At 63.7% G+C, this 18,901-nt stretch carries 18 protein-coding genes; 13 read left to right on the forward strand and 5 right to left on the reverse strand.

Annotation, left to right across the window (positions count from 1 at the left end):
- Nucleotides 1–267 precede the first annotated feature (267 nt).
- From WIMU1_RS01065 to WIMU1_RS01075, 3 genes are all read left to right on the forward strand, one after another.
- Nucleotides 268–726: a DUF4383 domain-containing protein gene (locus tag WIMU1_RS01065; protein WP_062794774.1), complete on the forward strand. Its 459-nt coding sequence runs from the start codon at nt 268–270 to the stop codon at nt 724–726.
- Nucleotides 727–984: 258 nt separating this feature from the next.
- On the forward strand, nt 985–1,419 hold the full coding sequence (locus tag WIMU1_RS01070; RefSeq protein ID WP_023954772.1) for an STAS domain-containing protein: 435 nt from the start codon (nt 985–987) through the stop codon (nt 1,417–1,419).
- Nucleotides 1,420–1,483: 64 nt separating this feature from the next.
- Entirely contained in the window at nt 1,484–2,206 is a 723-nt protein-coding gene (locus WIMU1_RS01075) for a GAF and ANTAR domain-containing protein (RefSeq protein ID WP_245969175.1), read from the forward strand.
- Nucleotides 2,207–2,220: 14 nt separating this feature from the next.
- Here the strand turns inward: WIMU1_RS01075 and phoU are convergent, their stop codons facing one another.
- Together phoU and WIMU1_RS01085 are read right to left on the reverse strand one after the other, a co-directional pair.
- Nucleotides 2,221–2,880 (reverse strand): phosphate signaling complex protein PhoU, encoded by a 660-nt coding sequence (gene phoU, locus WIMU1_RS01080; RefSeq protein WP_062794776.1) that lies wholly within the window; start codon nt 2,878–2,880, stop codon nt 2,221–2,223.
- Nucleotides 2,881–2,910: 30 nt separating this feature from the next.
- On the reverse strand, nt 2,911–3,621 hold the full coding sequence (locus WIMU1_RS01085; protein WP_062794777.1) for a hemerythrin domain-containing protein: 711 nt from the start codon (nt 3,619–3,621) through the stop codon (nt 2,911–2,913).
- 321 nt (nt 3,622–3,942) lie between these two features.
- Here WIMU1_RS01085 and WIMU1_RS01090 point away from each other — a divergent pair, with 321 nt between their 5' ends.
- The 4 genes from WIMU1_RS01090 to WIMU1_RS01105 all read left to right on the forward strand — a co-directional run bounded on the left by WIMU1_RS01090 (nt 3,943) and on the right by WIMU1_RS01105 (nt 8,639).
- Complete coding sequence (locus WIMU1_RS01090) at nt 3,943–5,040, forward strand: ferredoxin reductase (RefSeq protein ID WP_062794778.1); 1,098 nt, start codon at nt 3,943–3,945, stop codon at nt 5,038–5,040.
- Nucleotides 5,041–5,057: 17 nt separating this feature from the next.
- Nucleotides 5,058–6,485, forward strand: coding sequence for a fatty acid desaturase family protein (locus tag WIMU1_RS01095; protein WP_062794779.1), 1,428 nt, complete (start codon nt 5,058–5,060; stop codon nt 6,483–6,485).
- 82 nt (nt 6,486–6,567) lie between these two features.
- Nucleotides 6,568–7,482, forward strand: coding sequence for an alpha/beta hydrolase (locus WIMU1_RS01100; RefSeq protein ID WP_062795656.1), 915 nt, complete (start codon nt 6,568–6,570; stop codon nt 7,480–7,482).
- Between the two features lie 110 nt (nt 7,483–7,592).
- Nucleotides 7,593–8,639, forward strand: a complete 1,047-nt coding sequence (locus WIMU1_RS01105; protein WP_062794780.1) for an isopenicillin N synthase family dioxygenase — start codon at nt 7,593–7,595, stop codon at nt 8,637–8,639.
- A gap of 31 nt (nt 8,640–8,670) precedes the next feature.
- On the opposite strand, the gene WIMU1_RS01110 is transcribed toward WIMU1_RS01105, so the two are convergent.
- Nucleotides 8,671–9,663 (reverse strand): magnesium transporter CorA family protein, encoded by a 993-nt coding sequence (locus WIMU1_RS01110; RefSeq protein ID WP_245969172.1) that lies wholly within the window; start codon nt 9,661–9,663, stop codon nt 8,671–8,673.
- Between the two features lie 624 nt (nt 9,664–10,287).
- Here WIMU1_RS01110 and WIMU1_RS26810 point away from each other — a divergent pair.
- Together WIMU1_RS26810 and WIMU1_RS01120 are read left to right on the forward strand one after the other, a co-directional pair.
- Nucleotides 10,288–11,604, forward strand: coding sequence for an ice-binding family protein (locus WIMU1_RS26810; RefSeq protein WP_158599295.1), 1,317 nt, complete (start codon nt 10,288–10,290; stop codon nt 11,602–11,604).
- The gene (locus tag WIMU1_RS01120; protein WP_062794783.1) at nt 11,604–12,248 is read left to right on the forward strand and encodes a class F sortase; all 645 of its coding nucleotides are present in this window, start codon (nt 11,604–11,606) and stop codon (nt 12,246–12,248) included. The genes WIMU1_RS26810 and WIMU1_RS01120 overlap by 1 nt, the downstream gene beginning before the upstream one ends.
- Nucleotides 12,249–12,313: 65 nt before the next feature.
- Here the strand turns inward: WIMU1_RS01120 and WIMU1_RS01125 are convergent, their stop codons facing one another.
- Complete coding sequence (locus tag WIMU1_RS01125) at nt 12,314–13,405, reverse strand: D-alanine--D-alanine ligase family protein (RefSeq protein WP_062794784.1); 1,092 nt, start codon at nt 13,403–13,405, stop codon at nt 12,314–12,316.
- Between the two features lie 93 nt (nt 13,406–13,498).
- Between WIMU1_RS01125 and WIMU1_RS01130 the strand changes: the two genes are divergently transcribed.
- From WIMU1_RS01130 to WIMU1_RS01140, 3 genes are read left to right on the forward strand one after another with little or no spacing between them, the layout of a single operon-like run.
- Nucleotides 13,499–14,815, forward strand: coding sequence for a UDP-N-acetylmuramoyl-tripeptide--D-alanyl-D-alanine ligase (locus WIMU1_RS01130; RefSeq protein WP_062794785.1), 1,317 nt, complete (start codon nt 13,499–13,501; stop codon nt 14,813–14,815).
- 22 nt (nt 14,816–14,837) lie between these two features.
- A complete protein-coding gene (locus tag WIMU1_RS01135) occupies nt 14,838–15,974 on the forward strand; it encodes an acyltransferase family protein (protein ID WP_062794786.1) in 1,137 nt (378 codons plus the stop codon).
- Between the two features lie 32 nt (nt 15,975–16,006).
- Nucleotides 16,007–17,260, forward strand: coding sequence for a hypothetical protein (locus tag WIMU1_RS01140; RefSeq protein WP_245969171.1), 1,254 nt, complete (start codon nt 16,007–16,009; stop codon nt 17,258–17,260).
- 13 nt (nt 17,261–17,273) lie between these two features.
- Here the strand turns inward: WIMU1_RS01140 and WIMU1_RS01145 are convergent, their stop codons facing one another.
- Nucleotides 17,274–17,711: an acyl-CoA thioesterase gene (locus WIMU1_RS01145; protein ID WP_062794787.1), complete on the reverse strand. Its 438-nt coding sequence runs from the start codon at nt 17,709–17,711 to the stop codon at nt 17,274–17,276.
- Nucleotides 17,712–17,908: 197 nt separating this feature from the next.
- Here WIMU1_RS01145 and WIMU1_RS01150 point away from each other — a divergent pair, with 197 nt between their 5' ends.
- Nucleotides 17,909–18,898, forward strand: coding sequence for an alpha/beta hydrolase (locus WIMU1_RS01150; RefSeq protein ID WP_443097271.1), 990 nt, complete (start codon nt 17,909–17,911; stop codon nt 18,896–18,898).
- Nucleotides 18,899–18,901: the final 3 nt, after the last annotated feature.

An 18,901-nucleotide genomic window follows, 5' to 3' on the forward strand; every position in this document is an offset into this window, starting at 1 on the left:
GGCCACGAACCGTGGGTCAAGCCTAGGCGGGCCCCGAGTAGGTGACAAGGGGAACGGGCTATCGCACCAGCTGGGGCAGTCCGCCGTAAAGCTTCGGCTTAACTATGAATACAACCTGGTTACGGGCGTTTAACCAGCAGGTGGGCGGGTATTCGGCCGACACGGGACGGATGCGGGTGCAAGAGGATCGGCCGCGCCGGGACCCGACAGAGGTCGGACGGGCGTTTGCCCAGAGAAACATCTTCATCAATGTGAAGGGTTAGCACAATGAGTACACGGAGTACCCGCACCCCGCGCACCACCAAGCGTTCCCCGGTCCAGCTGGCCGCACTCGCGGTCGGCGCGGTGTTCTTGCTTGTCGGAATTCTGGGCTTCATCCCAGGCATCACCACCGACTACGACACCATGTCCTTCGCCGGCCACCATTCGGAAGCAAAGTTGCTCGGGATCTTCAACGTTTCAATTCTGCACAACCTGGTGCATGTGGCCTTTGGTGTCGCAGGAATCGTTCTCGCAAGGGCGGCAGCCACCGCGAAGTCGTACTTGATCGTCGGCGGCGTCATCTACCTGGCCCTTTGGTTGTATGGCCTGGTCATCGACAAGGACTCGGCCGCCAACTTCGTCCCGGTGAACTCCGCCGATGACTGGCTGCACTTCGCCCTCGGTGTCGGCATGGTCGCCCTCGGCGTTCTGCTCGGACGCAACCGGCACACGTCTCGTGTGTGAACAACGGGATTTGGTCGCGGGAGTTTGAACCCCGGTCACGATAGAGTCTCGACCGCATAAATACTGCCCGACAACCACATTCGGCTTCCCGGCGCCCTTGATCAGGGTCGTCGGGAAGCTGTCTGCGGTTGGCGGGCTATTGCCATCGGTGCCCGATGTGACACTATGGAGAAGTCGGTTGAAGAGGAGCCGCCCTGCGTGGACCGGTGAATAAGCTCGCCGTAGCGCTTCTAGCCCGACAACTTTTAGGGGTCGATCGTGGCGCACAAAATTTCTAATTCAGATTTCGTTTCCGATAGTGCTGAACTCGCCGGCGGAACACTCACCATCGCGACTGTGTCGCACGGAAGCATCGTTGCCCTCACCGTGTGGGGCAGCATCGATTTGTTGACGGTTCCCCAGCTCACCGAGGCGGTCGATGAAGCAGTCGCCGGACGCCCTGAGGGTCTGATCATCGATCTGACCTACACAGATTTCCTTTCGTCGGTCGGTATGGCCGCGCTGGTCAACGCACACGACGCGGTTCTTCCGTCCGGTGGACGATTCGGTGTTGTCGCCGAGGGTTCGTCCACGGCTCGTCCCATCAAGCTTGTCGGACTCGACCAGACCATCAGTCTGTATGCGACCATTGAGGACGCACTGCAGGCGCTGACCGAGGAGTTGGCCCCGGCCACTCGCCGCGCTTCGGCGTAGCGAGTTCGGGCGCGCGGTGCGCCTGCACGCTCAACGCGTGCGAACCGAGTAGATGGAGCCGTGCGTGGTCGACAATCAGGGCAACGAAATCCACATCGCTATCGCGAATCTCGCACGTGGTCTGCACAACTCATCGCTGGCCGGAAGCGATGTGGACACCGTCCTGGAGTCGATCACCACCGGAGCAGTCGAGCACGTGGGCGGCACCATGTATGCGGGCATCCTGCTGGTGGAAAAGCGGAAGAAGAAGACGCAATCCGTCGCGGCCAGCGATCCGGTTGTGGAGAAGCTCGATGCCATCCAGATGGATGTCGGCGAAGGCCCCTGTCTCGAGGCAGCCTGGGAGCACACCACCTTCAGGCTCGATGACTTCACCACCGAAAAACGGTTCCCCAAGTTCATCGCCGAGGCTTTGGCGCAGACTTCGGTCAAGTCCAGCCTGTCGTTCGAGCTGTACAGCAACGAGTCCTCGATGGGTGCCCTCAACCTGTTCTCGGACGAGACCAACGCATTCTCCCTCGCCGCGGAGGAAACCGGCCTGGTCTATGCCACGCACGCTGCCCTCGCTTTGTACCGAGCGAGAGAGAAGGAACACTTCACCAGCGCATTGGCCAGCCGCGACGTGATCGGTCAGGCCAAGGGCATGATCATGGAGCGGTTCAACATCGACAGCCTCCAGGCCTTCGAGTTGCTCCGAAAACTGAGCCAGGATTCCAACACCCCGATCGCCGACATCGCTCGTCAGTTGGTCGACACGGATCATCCTGCCCGCGACTCGAGCGCCTGACCGGAGTTTGCGAACTACGACTTCCTGTTCGGTGCCGGTGACTTACCCGTCGCCTGGAACACCACCCGTTGCCCGATGAGTACGGCGTGGTCTGCGAAACGTTCGTAGTAGCGGCCTAGCAGGGTCACGTCCACTGCGCAAGGCACGCCGTGTTGCCAGTTGCGGTCGAGCAGCACGGTGAAGAGATGCTCGTGCAGTGCGTCCATGGCGTCGTCGTCCTCACGCAGCCGCATTGCGTCTTCGGGGTTCTGACTCTTGAGCGCCTCACTGGCGTTGTTGGCGAGGTTGACGGCCAGGCGACCCATCTCGGCGAAGTAGCCGTGGACGTCTTCGGGCACGGCCCTGTCCGGGTGGCGGCGTCGGGCGACTTTGGCGACGTGCAGCGCAAGGGCGCCCATCCGGTCGACGTCGGCCACGATCTGGAACGTAGAGACGATTGCGCGCAGATCGCCGGCAACCGGGGCCTGTAGAGCGAGCAGCGCGAACGCGCGCTCCTCGGCATCAGCAGACATCCGGACTATCTGCTCGTGGTCGGTGATGACCTCCTCGGCGACGGCGAGATCGGCGCGCAAAAGTGCATGCGTCGATCTCTCCATGGCCTCACCGGCCAAGTCGCACATCTGGCCGAGCAGCTCGTGCAACGCGCTCAGCTGAGCGAGGTATACGCCCCTCATCAGCCGCAGCGATTCGTGTTCATGACGCCTCTACTCGCGATGTGTCTCGGCCCGGTCTCCCCTGGTGAGGAGTGGTAGGTGTTCGATGCGGCCGGCAGCACCGGCCAGTGCTCCACTCACAGTACGCAGCCGTGCCGACGTCGATCCGTGGGTTCGCAGAGATGCGCGGTCGAGTTGGTCGCGACCGCGGTCGAGGATGGTCAGGGGGAGGGCCGCGAGCACGTTGCCCGGCGGGCGTCGGGCGACCACCGGGTGGGGACGGGTGGGCGCGGTTCGGCGGACGACCTCCCATTGGATGCCGATCTGCCGCAACTGCTTCGGTGACACCTTGTCTTGTAGTTTCGGCAACAACACGTCTTCCTCGTCGCGCACATCCTCCCGGAGCACTGCCGCGATGCGGTCGAACAGTTCGCGGTGTTCAGGGGCGTCGGGGTCGAGCTTTTCCAACTCGGTGAACAGCTCATTGATCTCCTGATGCTCACGTTCGATCTGGAGGGTGAGCGCCTCCCCGTCGGGCAGTTCGGCGCGGACGATGGGCCACAGCACCGATTCCTCCGCGAAGGCGTGGGGGAACACCAACTGGCAGAGGCTGTTGATGAGGTCCTGACGTTGCGCTCCGGCCGACTTGTCGATGGCGTGCAGCAGTCGGTCGAGTTCGATGTGGTCGCGTTTCTGGCGTACCAGCACACTCCGGGACCCGCCCAATTGGGACTCGGTCTGGTCGGCAATGGATCTGGTCATGGTCGCTCCTGGTCGGACATGGATTGTTCGACCCGTGAGTACCCAGGGAATGTGCTCTCAATCAGTGAGACGGAACCGACCCAGAATCGCTACTTCGCAGCGTAATCGACCAATCGGTGGTGTCATCGTTCGCCGGAACGTATGGTCGCCATAGTCCGCTGGAAGCGGACGGCAACGTGGCAGCCACACCTGACGTCGAGCCCACGGCGAGGGTGTCCTATGAGGCCCGTGATCGGGCCGGCCGAGGGGTCTGAAAAGTGCCGAGAACTGTTCGAAGTAACCCCACACCGACGACACTGCCGCACCGGTGCGGAGGCAGTAATGGCTGAGCGCGGTGCAACACCCAATGTGCCCACGCTGCGCAGGCGAGCCCTGCGCGCGATAAGTCATCTCTTCAGTCCGTTGGAACCCGACGACTACCTCGAGATGATCAATCCGCTGTGGACCACGAAAGAACTCCGTGGCCGCGTGGAGGAGGTGCGTCCGGAAGGGGCTGAGGCCGCCACCGTCTGGATTCGTCCGGGTTACGACTGGCCGGGTCACCTGCCGGGACAGTACGTGCGGCTGGGGCTTGTCATCGATGGCGTGTTCTATTGGCGCGCTTACTCTTTGACGTCGGACCCGGAGCCGCGTGACGGTTTGATCGGTGTGACACCAAAGCTGGTGGAGAACGGCGTCGTCTCGCCGTACCTGGTCCAGAAGATCAAGCCGGGCGAGATCGTTCGGTTGGGTGAGATCGAGGGCGTGTTCACCCTTCCCGAGCCGTTGCCCGACAAGATGCTGTTCATCAGTGCCGGCAGCGGCATCACGCCGATCATGAGCATGCTGCGCAGCCTCGATCACCGCGATGAGGTGCGCGACGTGGTGGTGCTCCATTCCACCCGCACCGAAGAGCAGTGCATGTTCTTCAAAGACCTTGAAGACATGGACGAGCGGCATGAGGGGCTGCGCCTGATCATCCGGCGAACCGGGGAGGAAGGCCGGATCAAACCGGAGGACATGGATGATCTCGTCCCGGACTGGCGTGAGCGGGAGACGCTGTGTTCGGGGCCGGGCGAATTGCTGGATGCACTGGTCGAGCACTGGGACCGCCACGATGTGTCCGACAAGATCCATCTCGAGCGCTTCCAGCCGATCATCGGTGGAGCAGCGGGCGAAGGTGAAGGCGGCAACGTCACCTTCACCAAGAGTAAGAAGGAAGTCGAGTGTTCCCCGGGAACACCGATTTTGACTGCAGGCGAAGAAGCCGGACTGGAACTGAAGTTCGGATGCCGCATCGGAATCTGTCACACCTGTACGGGCACCCTGCGGTCCGGTCAGATCAGGGATCTGCGGACCGGGGATGTCAGCGAACCGATCAACTCGTCGGTGCGTATCTGCGTGAACACCGCCGAGGGCGACGTCGAAATCGAACTGTAGAACTTTTAGGAGTCACCATGACCATCAACGCCGAACGAATCCGTCCGATCACTCCGGACCCAGAGAACCCGCTGGCGCATCTGAGTGACGAGACCATCGAACAGCTGGGCAAAGAGTTCGATGCGATCCATGACGAGGTCTACGGCGACCTCGGTGATCGCGACCGCGCCTACATCAAGAACGTCATCGCCACCCAGCGTCAGCTGGCCGTCGCCGGCCGTGTGCTGCTGCTCGGGTCGCGGTCGAAGGTGTCCTGGGTGGCAGGCACCGCGTGTCTCGGGATGGCCAAGATCCTCGAGAACATGGAGATCGGCCACAACGTGATGCACGGCCAGTGGGACTGGATGAACGATCCGGACATCCACTCGTCGGTGTGGGACTGGGATACCGCATCCACCGGCGAATCCTGGCGTCACTCGCACAACTACATCCACCACACGTTCACCAACATCCGCGGCAAAGACAAAGATCTCGGCTACGAGATCATGCGGATCGACCCGCACCAGCCGTGGAACCCGGTGTACCTTGCGCAGCCTTTCTATAACGGGTTGTTGACCGCATTCTTCGAGTGGGGTGTGGCGCTGCACGACCTCGACCTGGAGGCGATCCGCAAACGCGAGAAGTCGATGTCGGAGCTGTGGCACGACATCAAGGGCATCGGTGTGAAGGCGCGCCGCCAGGTGATCAAGGACTACATCGGCTGGCCGGCCATCAGCGCCGGCGCATTTGCGCTCACCCAGATCGCATCCGGTGGGCGGATCGAGCAGCCGAAGACGTCCCGCCTCGCGCGCAGGCTGCGCCGCGTCCGGGGTGGCAAGGGTGCGGTGGGCAACGTTGCCAACGTGATGGACAAGGCCCTCCCGGGCGTCGAGCAGACCTTCATCGCGACGTTCGCGGCGGACTTCACGGCGAACATCATCCGCAACGTGTGGGCCCACGCCATCATCTTCTGCGGCCACTTCCCGGACCAGACGTACACGTTCAGTCAGAAGGAAACCGAGAACGAGACCCGTGGTGGTTGGTACGTCCGGCAGTTGCTCGGCGCGGCCAACATCGAGGGCAGCCCACTGTTCCACGTGATCAGTGGAAACCTCGGCTACCAGGTGGAACATCACCTCTACCCGGATATGCCGAGCACTCGTTACTCAGAGGTGGCACCCAAGGTCAAGGACATCTGCGAACGGTACGGATTGCCTTACAACACAGGGCCGTTCGGTCAGCAGTGGTTCCAAGTGCACCGCACGATCTTCCGTCTCGCACTGCCGGGCGGAAAGCCGCGTCCCAAGCCGGGCCCGTTCCAGCGGCCGCCGCACAGCGGATCCGGACAGGACCCCCGGCCGAGCGAAGCGGCTCGTTTCCGTAGTCGCGTCCCGGCCTCACACCCCAACGCCGGACCGGAGCACGAATCCGGCGGCGTCCAGGTGTCGCCGCCGCCGCGCGACTGAGCGTCGGATCTGAACTACCCACCACCGGTGCATGAGCCGAAGAGGCTCGTGCACCGGTGGTGTGCTCGGTAGGCTCGTTTTCATGGCACTCGATGATGCGACCACCGCCCTGCTCGCCGAGTTGGCCAAGGCCGGCGGACCGCCCATCGCCGAACTGAGTCCGGCCCAGGCGCGGTCGGTCAGCACAGCGCTCGGAGACCTCAGCGGAGCCGGTCCACAGCTACACGCGGTGCGCGACGACACGATTGCGGCCGACGACGGCTACGACATCCCCGTGCGTGTCTACAGCGCATCCGACAGCACTCGCGGCGTCATCGTCTTCTTTCATGGTGGCGGTTGGGTGATCGGTTCGGTGGACCAGTACGACGCCCTCTCGCGCCGGTTGGCTCAGGCCACCAATTGTGTTGTGGTGGCGCCCGGTTACCGCCTTGCACCTGAACACCGGTTTCCGTACGCGGTGCGCGACGCCTGGGACGCGACGATGTGGGCGTCGGCAAGCTGGCCGGACGAGCCGCTCATCGTCGCCGGCGACAGCGCCGGCGGAAACCTGGCCGCAGTGGTCGCACAGCGGGCGGTGGCCGAATCGGGTCCCCCACTCGCCCTGCAGATCCTGGTTTACCCCGTCACCGGACACGATGTGAACACCGTGAGTTACCTCGACCCCGCAAATCAGTTGCTGCTGGGTCGCGACACCATGATTTGGTTCTGGGACCACTACGCCCCAGACCCGGCCACCCGGCTCAGCCCGGAAGCTTCTCCGCTGGAGGGTGACCCGGCCGGCACTCCGCCCGCACTGGTGTTGCTGGCCGAGCACGATGTCCTCAGGGACGAGGGCGAGGCCTACGCCTCGTCGATGGCCGATAGGGGAGTACCGGTGCAGTTGACCATCTTCGAGGGACAGATGCACGGGTTCTTTCAGCTGATCAACGTGCTCCCCGGCGCCGAGCAGGCGGTGCAGGCGATCGTAAACCATCTGGACACGGTGCTGGGAGCCTGACACCACTCGCCCGGCGTGCAGCTCGCGGCCGGGTGACCTAGCATTGCCGCTGCAGCGGTTCACGTCCACAACTGACTTGATGTCGACACGTGTCCCGCGAGGAGATAGACATGTCAGAATCCGATTTTGTTGTCCCCCTTGTGGATATCTCGCCCTACGTGCGGCGCGGAACCGATGAGGAACGCGCAGAGGTCGCCCGGAAGATCGACAAGGCCTGCCGAGAGGTCGGCTTCATCCAAATCCTTGGTCACGGAATCCCACCCGAGATCACCGACGCGTTCACCGCCGCCATGGACCAGTTCTTCGCGCTCCCACTCGACACGAAGAAGGCCTACCGCACACCGCCGCGCATCAATCGTGGGTATGCGCCGCCCAAGACCGAATCGTTGTCATTGAGTCTGGGGGTCGAAGCGGCCAACCGGATGAACGATTTCTTCGAGGCGTTCAACGTGGGCGTCGCGGCAGCGCAGTACCCCGATCACGATCTGCCGGCCGACGACTATGCCGACAACCTGTGGCCATCTGAGGCCCCGGAGTTCAAAGCGGGCGTCGAACCCTATTTCGCCGAGGCCGCCAGGGTGGCCCGCACGCTGACACGGGTGTTCGCCGACGCACTCGATCTCGAACCCGATTTCTTCGAACGGTTCACCGACCATTCGCTGGATGTGTTGCGTATGAACAACTATGCGCTGCCGCCCGGCGAAGTGGAGCTGGACGGCGAGTTGACCGGGATGGGGGAGCACACCGACTACGGCATCGTGACCGTGTTGTGGGCGGACCAGGTCAAAGGGCTGCAGGTGCTTGCGCACGACGGCACGTGGCACGACGTGTCGCCTGCGGATGGAGCGTTGCTGGTCAACCTCGGCGATCTGATGGCCCGGTGGACCAACGAGCGCTGGATGTCGACGCTGCACCGGGTCAAGCCGCCGATCGTCGACGGCACGATCGAGCGGCGCCGTTCGGCCGCCTACTTCCACGACGGCAACATCGACGCCACGATCAGCACGTTGCCCTCGTGTGTGGGCGCCGGGAGTCGGTACTCGCCGGTGACCGTTGCCGATCACATCGCGGGCAAACTCGCGGGGTCGCGTGCCGGGGTGGCCAACGCTGCTGCCGGACGTGAAGCTGCCCGCCTGCGGTCGGCAGGCGCCCGCTGATCCGCGAACACTGCACGAGGCGGGACGGGGGTCAGAGCCAGTCGCGCTTCTTGAACAGGATGTACAACGCCAGGACGGCCACGACGATCACCACAGTGCTGGAGATGAAGCCGCTGTAGTGGTCGAAGCCGGGGTAAGGGATGTTCTGCCCGTAGAACCCGGTGACGGCGGTGGGCACCGCGATGATCGCGGCCCATCCGGTGAGTTTCTTCATCACCGTGTTCAGGCGCGCGTCCTGCAACGACAAGTTGGTCTCGAAAAGCGTTGTGACCATGTCCCGCAACGATTCCGTCCACTCCGTGACGCGCAGGACGTGGTCGTACAGATCCGAGAAGTTTGGATCGAGTTCGCTGGGTGCGTTGTTCTCCAGCCGGCTTCGCTGGATCATCGCGACCACCTCGCGCATCGGCATCACCACTCGGCGCAGGGAGACAAGGTCTTTGCGGAGTTGATACGTCCGCTGCTGAAGCACCCGGCTGTTGTACTTGTCGTCGAAGAGCAGCGTCTCGAGGTCCTCGATGCCGTCGTCGAGTCGTTGCACCGCGTCGAAGTGCCCGTCCACCACCACATCGAGCAGGCCGTGAATGAGCGCGCCGATGCCGTACTGCTGGCCTCCCATCTCCTCCCACCGGGTGGTCACCTCGGACATGTCGAAGTGGTCGGACAGCCGCACGGTGATCAAGACGTTGTCCTTGATGAACAGCGAGATGCGGTCGCTGTGCAGAGCCGCGCCCTTTCCTGATGTGGGATCGGCATCGACGTGAACGGCATACACGGTGACAAAGCGATGGGTGGGGTATGCGGTTGCCTTCACCCTCTCGGCGTCAGCCAACGCGTCCTCCACCGCCCAGGTGTTGAGATCGAGTTCGGCGGCCAGCTTGCTCAACGCCTCATGGGTGGGATCGACGAGGTCTACCCACACCAATCTGCTGGCGTCGCCGAGGCAATCGGACACCATCTCGAGCGCAAAGTCCTGCTGTGGTTCGCCGTGTATCCATACCCGGCCATTCACCCTGTCCGTCACGAGCCCATCGTGCCAGTCGCGCACGTCGGTCGTGCCGCTTAGCTCTAGAGCAACTGCAGTCTGATTCTAGTTAATTAAACAGTTTTGCGAACAAAATATCCAAAAGGTCTTATTGTCTATTGCTGTGGCGATCATGTCGACTCGACGGGTAGAGGATTGGACTTCGGCTTGGAGTGTGGACTAAAAGGACGCGGAGAAGCCGCCATCGGCCTTCTTGTCTGGGATGGGCCCAGTCCCGATAGCTCCTGTGAGATAGACAAATATGCTGGTTGAGGCCTCGTCGAAATTGGAATTGTGCTCGTATCTGTACGTAGTTCGTCATCGGAGGGTTGTCAGATTGGTGGAACAACGAATGGTGATACATAGTGATAACCAATTACCATTAACCATCATTAGCCGACCGTACTTGATCTCAGCATTTGTTTGACAACGTGTCTGAATGAGCGTTCACTCGAATCAAGCGGCCGGTATCGCGAGAGTTTCACCAGAGTGAGACCACTTGATACGGCCAGGCAAATCGGGGCGCGGGGTCCGCTGTTCGCCAGGTGGACGTGAGTGGTGCCTGTCCGAAGTTCGGCAGTCATCGACCTCTGAGACCCAGGATTGGGCTGAAGCCAAATGCGTATGAACCCGCAATACAGACCGGCAATCGTCCGCCAAGCTCCCCTGAAGAAGGTGCTCCTGGCCGCGACCTCCGTTGTCGCCATGTCACTTGCCGCAATCACTTTCACCGCCACGACAGCGACAGCTGCCGCGGTGGCTCCGCCGCTGGGCACCGCTGAGGAGTTCGCGGTACTGGCCTACTCCGGCATCACCAACACCAACACCACCACCATCACAGCCGGCGATATCGGGACCACCACGTCGACCATCACCGGTATCGGTCCGGGTGCAAATCAGATCATCCCTTCGCCGACCGTTCGCAGCGTCCCGGATTCGGAGCTCGCGCGTGGGTCGGCAAACACCGCGTACAACAACATGGGCAGCCAGAGCGGGACCACCCTCGGGGGTGTCGAACTGGGCGGGCGAACACTGTTCAGCGACACGTACGACACTGGCGGTGTGCTGGGGCTCACCGGAACCCTCACGCTCGACGGGCAGGGGCGGAACGATGGGGTGTGGATCTTCAAGAGCACCTCTACACTCATCACCGCAGCCGGGAGCAGCGTAGTGCTCACCAACGGCGCACAAGCGTGCAATGTCTTTTGGCAGATTCCCACGGCGGCAACCATCGGTACCAACACCGACTTCGTCGGGACGGTCATCACGAACACCGAGGCCATCACTGCACTTCAAGGTGCCACGATCGACGGTCGCCTCATCTCTCTGAACGCGGCGGTGACGCTGGACAACAACACGATCTTCAATTCGGGGTGTGAGGACGAGCCGACGGAAACCACCACGACAACCACAACGACCACGACGCCCGACACCACGACCACGACTGAAGACACGACCACCACTGAAGACACGACCACCACCGAGGACACCACCACAACAACGGATACGACCACCACAACTGAAGAGACGACCACCACAACTGAAGAGACGACTACCACCGAAGACACCACCACATCTACGACAACGTTGCTGCCCAACGAAAACACCTCGACCACAACGACATTGCCGACGCTGACGTTGCCGTCGATCCCCGGACTGCCGGCTCTGCCCAACGTCCCGGGTCTACCGAACATCCCGGGCCTGCCCGGAGCACCGGGTGGACCAGGGACACCGGGACAGCCAGGAGCGCCGGGCTACAACCAGCCGGCACCGGAGTCAGGGGGGTACACCGCACCCCGGGCACCGTCACCGGGTCGTCAGGTTCCCAACGTGCCGCGTGGTTCGGTCAACACCGGCGACGGAAGCAGCGCAAGCGCCCTGAGTGTTCAGTGGCTCCAACAATTCGGCCGCGCAACAGCTTCCAGTGTCCAGGTTCCCTGATGATTCCGTCGAACGCGTCGACCGGAAACGGCGGTAGACGCAGAACAGCTCGCCTGTCGGCGGTGCTCGCGGCTATGTTGCTGGCGATCACGGTGCTGGCCACGGGATGTGCCGGTCAGACGTCGCCTGGCAGCGTCGACGTACCGACGAGGGATGCCGTCGTCAATCCTGCGGTCAACGCCGCCGGGCTGACCAAGTCGATTCCCACCCGGATCGAGGTTCCTTCGATCGGCGTCGACTCGTCATTGATGGGACTCGGGCTCGATGCAACTGGGGCGATGCAGGTTCCGGCAGAAGGCTTCCCGGCCGGCTGGTACACCGGCGCGCCGACACCGGGGGAGACTGGCCCGGCAGTCATTGCTGGACACGTGGATTGGGCAGGCGCTCCAGGCGTCTTCTTCGAGCTCGCCAACCTCGAGCCCGGTGCCGAGATCGCGGTGACGCGTGAAGATGGCAGCATCGCTCGGTTCGAGGTCACCGAGGTGACGACGTTCCCCAAGGACGAGTTCCCGACGGACCTCGTCTACGGCACGCTCGACTACGCGGGTCTTCGGCTCATCACCTGTGGCGGCGCGTTCGACGAGAGCGCGAGCAGCTACCAGGACAATGTTGTCGCATTCGCGAAGCTGGTGGGAACCGGCTGACCGACCACCCGATCGCACAAGGCGCGGGACACCTGAGGGTGTTCCGCGCCTTGTTCGGTCGCTGGTCAGTGTTCGGTGCTGAATCCGGCTCGCAGTGCGTGTCTTTCGCGAGCGAACTCGACCAGCCTGTCGATCAACGAGCTGTAGTCGAGTCCGGTGGCCTCCCACAGTTTGGGGTACATCGAGTGGGGCGTGAAGCCGGGGATCGTGTTGGCCTCGTTCAGCAACCAGCCGCGCCCGTCCTCTTCGAAGAAGAAGTCCACCCGGGCCATCCCTGAGCATCGCAGCGCGCGGAACGACTGCACAGCCAGCTCGCGAACGCGTTCGGCCTCGTTCGCCGGCAGCTCGGCCGGAATCGTCAATGCCGCGGCACCGTTGATGTACTTGTCTTCGTAGTCGTAAAACTCGGCGCCCGGCCGCACCTCGCCCGGCACCGACGTTTCGGGCTCGTTGTTGCCCAGCACGGCCACTTCGATCTCGCGCCCGACAACACCTTCTTCGATCACCACGACTTCGTCGTAGCGCAGCGCCAGCTCCACCGCCACGATGAGTTCGGCCTCGTCATGGGCTTTCGAGATACCCACGGAGGAACCCAGATTCGCGGGCTTGACGAACATCGGAAATCCGAGTTCGGCGACTGCGCGGTCCACCAGCGTGCTGTGGTCCGACGCGCCCACCCGGTACTCGATCCACCGGCACTGAGGGATTCCGGCCTGCGCGGCAACGATTTTCGCCAACGCTTTGTCCATGCAGACAGCCGACCCGAGAACGCCTGCCCCTACGTAGGGGATCCCGGCCAGCTCCAGCATTCCCTGAACGGTGCCGTCTTCGCCGTGGGGGCCGTGCAGCAACGGCAACACGACGACGGGTAGCCCGTCCGGTGACGCGAGCAGCTCTGACAGCGGATCGACTTCGGTACCGGCGGGCTCGAGGGCGTCGGGCAGTGAGACGTCGGGGTCGGACAGGGCCGCGATGGCCTTGTCGTTGCGGAACCACGTGCCGTCTTTGGTGATGCCGACCGGCACCAGGTCGTACTTGGACCGGTCGGCCGCGGCGAGAACGTGCGCTGCTGTCACGCAGGACACGTCGTGCTCGGCGGAGACACCGCCGAACAACACGACCAGACGCAGGCGATCGGAAAGTACGGGCGAAGACATGGCAGACACAATACGGGCCGAAGGAGGTGGCAAACGACGCCCAGGTGCGGGATGGGTCGTGTGGAAGCGCTGCGATGCCGGTAGCGTCGACGCGTGCGATTCAAGGCGAGTGATGTGGCAGCGGCGACCGGTGGACGTCTGATCGGACCCGACACAACCATCGACGGTGCGAGCATCGATTCACGCAGCGTGCGTCCCGACCAGCTCTTTGTGCCGATCGTCGCCGAGCGCGACGGCCACGACTTCATCGGCAAGGCGCGCGAGGCCGGGGTCACCACCTATCTGACCAGCCGGGAGGCCGAAGGTAGCGGCACAGCCATCGTGGTCCCCGACACCGCATTGGCCCTCGCTGACCTCGGACGTGCCGCGCGCGGGCGGTTGACCGGCCCCGTTGTGGGAGTCACCGGCTCGGTGGGCAAGACGTCCACCAAAGACCTGCTCGCGTCGGTGCTGGCCACGTCGTACGTCACCGCGGCCAACGAGCGCTCTTTCAACAATGAACTCGGCTTGCCGTTGACCTTGCTGGGTGCACGCGACGACACCGAGGCCGTGGTCGTGGAGATGGGTGCACGTGGCGTCGGGCACATCGCCCTGCTGTGCGACATCGCGCGGCCCACGGTCGGGATCGTGACCAGGGTCGAAGGTGTGCACCTCGAACTCTTCGGCGACATCGAGTCGGTGGCACGGGCGAAGGGCGAATTGATCGAAGCGCTGCCCGACGACGGTTTGGCCGTACTCAACAACGACCACCCGCTGGTGGTGGCCATGTCCGACCGCACGTCGGCCACCGTATTGCGTTACGGGTTCACCCCCGACGCCGACGTCTACGCCGACAACATCTCGCTGGACGACGAACTGCGCGGCAGTTTCACCCTGCACAGCCCCTGGGGAAGTGCGGCCGTGACCCTCGGTGCCCGCGGGGAACATCAGATCTCCAACGCGCTTGCGGCGGTGGCCGCTGCCGGCGGCATCGGCGTCCCGGTGGACAGGATCGCCGCAGGATTGGGACAGGCCGCGATCTCCGGCCTGCGGATGGAACTCACGCGCACCGAGGGCGGCGTGCTCATCCTCAACGACGCCTACAACGCCAACCCCACGTCGATGGCCGCAGCGCTGGACTCCCTGGCGACCCTGGCCGCCTCGCGTCGCGTCGCGGTACTCGGCGTGATGGCCGAGCTCGGTGAGTCGGCGCCGGCAGAACATCTGGCCATCACCGAGCGCGCCCGTGCACTGGGCGTGGAGGTGATCGCCGTCGATGCACCCGATTACGGTCCGGACGCCCAGCATGTCCAGACCGTGGAACAGGCTGCGGCAGCACTGTCCGATCTCGCCTCGGGCGACGCGGTGCTCGTCAAAGGCAGTCGCGTGGCCGCACTGGAACGGGTCGCCGCGGCTCTGACCGCCGGCTGATTCCCACCGAGCCGAACCCACCATGACCGACGCTCCGGCAGCAAGGCCCGCACCCGTCGGTCGAGTCGACTCACTCACCGGGATCCGTTCTCTAGCAGCACTATTGGTGTGCGCCACCCACGCGGCGTTCTGGACGGGCAAGTACACCGACAACGTCGAGGGGTGGTTCTTCGCTCGCCTCGAGGTGGGTGTCGCGATCTTCTTTGTGCTGTCGGGGTACCTGCTCTTCACCCCGTGGGTCACCGCGCTACGACAGTCCGGGGCCGCTCCGGATGTCGGCCGGTATTTCTGGCACCGGGCCCGTCGCATCCTTCCGGCGTACTGGCTCACCGTGCTCGGCGTCTACCTCGTCTTCGTCTGGAAAGAGGACAACTCGACCCTCGGTCACGGAGCCGAGGGCCTGGTCCGCAACCTGACCCTGACGCAGACCTACGGCTTCGGCTACCTCCATTCCGGCCTCACGCACATGTGGAGCCTGGCCACCGAAGTCGTCTTCTATCTGTTGCTGCCCGTATTCGGGTGGGTGATCTCCCGGCTGTGCGGCGGGCGGTGGCGTCCAGGCGTGATGATCGCCGCGGTGATCGTGCTCATGCTGGTGTCGCCGGCCTGGGCGGTGGCCACTCATCACATCACCGGGCTCGACGTCACGGCTCGGCTGTGGGCGCCGGCGTTCCTGATCTGGTTTGCCGGCGGAATGCTGCTGGCAATCCTGGGTCAACTGATGCGCAGCTGGCATCCGCTGCTGTCGGTACTGGTGGCGGTACTCGCGTTCCAGCTCGCGTGCACGTCGATCGCGGGAGAGCCGACCATCACCCCGAACTCCCTCTCGGCGACCATCGTGAAGTCGGTGCTGTACCTCGTCATCGCGGTCGGGCTGATTGCGCCGCTGGCAATCGGCTCACGGGACCACTGGTGGAGCCGGGTGATGTCGCGGCCGGCGGTGGTGTGGTTCGGCGAGATCTCCTACGAGTTCTTCCTCGTCCATCTCATCGTGCTCGAACTGGTGATGGACATGCTCGGCTATCCGATCTTCTCCGGATCCGTGGTCGGGGTGTTCATCGTCACTGTGGTGCTGGCCACCCCCGTGGCCTGGGCGTTGCACCAGGTCACCGCCCCTTTGTGGCATAAGCGGAAGTCGGCGGTCGTGAGCGTCCGGTAATACTGGTTGAAAGCGCTTCACCGGGAGGTCACATGACCGACAGTTCTGCATTCGCCACCGACGGTGGTGCTGCCGCGGATATCCGCCGTTGGTGTGACCACTCCAAGATCCCCGGTCGTCACCCCGATCTGTCGGACGCAGCCTCGATCCTGATCGCATCCGGCTTCCTGTCCGATTCGGCACGGGCTGTGCTGGTGCGTCGCGCAACCGCCGGGATGCCGATTCCCGCGATCGGCGGTTTCGGGGATCTCCGCCGACTGCATCGTGAGCTCGACCAACTCGACGACTACCTGCGTAATCCCCGAATGCCCCGGGTCGGCGCGATGGTGCTGCGATCGCGGATCATGACCCTCACCCGTCGGCGAGAGACCGCCCGAAATCTTGTCACCGCCTCCAAGCCGGTGTTCGCGGGCACCGTGCGCGGCATCCGCCGGGAGCGTCGCGACGGTCTCTACCTCGACATTCCCGACCGCGAACGGCTCTTCAACGCGCTGCTCTTCACCCCGACCCCCAACAGCCTCGACTCCGGTTATCTGCGCCGCGCAGGTGCGATGGCTGCGAACACCGCTGCGGGTGTGATCGGCCAGCTCACCGACGGGCGTTCACGTGCGGGGCAGTGGGTGGCGGAAAAGGCCGCGATCATCGAGGGGCCCGACGACGACAGTTCGTCGTCGGCAGGGTTCGTCGACGGCTACGAGACGTTGCTCTACGTCGCCGGCAGTGCCTACGACCGGATCGTTCGGTCGCCCGTGTGGCGCAGCGACCACTTCTCGGCGCAGCGGACTCAGATCAATCTGCATGCCGAGCTGGCGGAGATCTCCGCCGACGTGATCAACCTCCGTACCGTCCGGATCGAGTTGGACCGGGTTCGTGTGGTGGCAGCATCCGATGAGCGTCTCGGTGAGCAGCTGCGTTCACGGGAGGCCGAGTTGCGTCCGGTGTGGTCGCAGTTGATCGCGCGGGTGGCTGCCCTCGCCGATGTCGCCGACGCGGTGGCCGCGGCGGCTCACGAACTGCGGATCCTCGAGCAGGTCAACTACGCCGGCACCATCGACCATCGCATCGACCAACTGATAGGCCGCTCCGGCGAGCGAGAGCTGTCGGCAGAGAACACTCGTCGTCTCAGCGAGCAACTCGGTATGGGTCGCACACACCTTCGGGACTACCGGAACATCTTGCAGGGCAACGTGACCGGCGTTCTGGGGTCGGCCTACGAAGAGCCGGTCCTGCCTGCGCCGAGCCGGGCGATCACCAACCCGCGCCTGCGAAAAGAAACGGACAGCTGAGGCTCTCGGTTCCTCAACTGTGCGACCACTCTCGAAGGTAGGACTTCTCGGTGTCCGTCAACCGTCGTAGTCGCTGCTTGTCGATGTCGACCACAGCCATCTGGGTGCTCGCAACGCAGGCGGGCTTGGAGTCCGGGGCGGCCGCCGCCGACCTCACCTCATAACCGATTGTGAAGTCGACTGATCGGAACCCCTTGATCCACATCGCAATTCGGAGTGGACTGTCCTCGTGACGCAATTGCGCCTGATACCGGATCTCGACGGTGACGATCATGGCACTCTTGATCAGCGGCGCGTATTGCTCACCCACGCTCAGCAGCCAGGCGACGCGCGCCTCCTCCATCAGGGTGATCATGCGGGCGTGATTGATGTGTCCGAACGCATCCATGTCCGACCAGCGCACAGGCACGTCGGCAACATAGGCGAATCCGCCGGCAGGCTCGCCGTTCATAGCTGTCCTCCATCGTGGTGCGCTGTCGGGTGGGCAGGACCCCGGTCGAGGCTAGCGGTTGGTGCACGTCGTGGTCGCGCGTCCAGGTGCCGAAGTTCACAATGAAGATTCGCTACTGATTCGTTAACCTCACTTTTCTTAGCTTGCGAACCTCGGTACCCTTCGGTGTCCAGAAAACGGCGACGAGGAGGCCATACGTGGCGCGCAACGCACCAAAGCTCGGTCTACTGGGAGCGTTGGCAGCATGCGGCGTGATCATGGCCTCGAATGCAGCGGTGGCCACCGCCGTCCCGGCCGGCGAAGTGACGATCGAGAAGGTCGTCAAAGTCGGCTCGCAGCGTGAAGATCTGACAATCGCGTCACCGGCGATGGGTGGGGACGTTCACCTCACCGTGCTGTTGCCCCAAGACCGGTCGTCCTCGCGCGGCAGCCTGTACTTGCTCGACGGTGCGGGCAGCAAGTCGTCGACGGTCAGCGACTGGATCGACAAGGGCGGCGCCGAGAAGTTCTTCGCCGACAAAGACGTCAACGTCGTCCTTCCGGCAGGGCGGGGCGCGTTCTACACCGACTGGCAGCAGCGCGATCCAGAGATGGGCAAACCCAAGTGGGAGACGTTCCTGACCAAGGAACTGCCCCCGCTGATCGACGAGACGTACAACAGCAACGGCAACAACGCAGTCGCGGGGCTGTCGATGGGCGGCCAATCGGCGTTCGCGCTCGCCACCCGGCATCCGTCGCTGTACACAGGCGTCGGCTCGATGAGCGGCTGCCCGCCGGTGAGCGGCCCGATCAACGAAAGCTACGTCCGCGCGACCGTCGCCAAAGACGGTGGCGATGCCACCAACATGTGGGGACCGTGGGGTTCGCCCGGCTGGGCTGAACATGACCCGTCCGGACGCCTCGATGCGTTGCGCGGCAAGCAGATCTACATTTCGGCGGGCTCCGGTGTTCCCGGGCCCCTCGATCGGCGCACTGTGCCCGACCCGGGCCTCACCAAAGACCAAGCAGTTGCCGTCGGTGGCTACCTGGAGATCGGCGCCTACCGGTGCTCGATCGAGTTCGCCGTACGGATGCGGGCCGCTGGGATCCCCGCCACCGAGAACTTCCAGGTGATCGGCACCCATTCCTGGGCGTACTGGGCCGAGGACCTCAAGACGCTCTGGCCGGCCCTGTCGCCCGGCCTCTGACCA

Source organism: Williamsia muralis NBRC 105860, assembly GCF_001598915.1.
GTDB classification, from domain to species: domain Bacteria; phylum Actinomycetota; class Actinomycetes; order Mycobacteriales; family Mycobacteriaceae; genus Williamsia; species Williamsia muralis.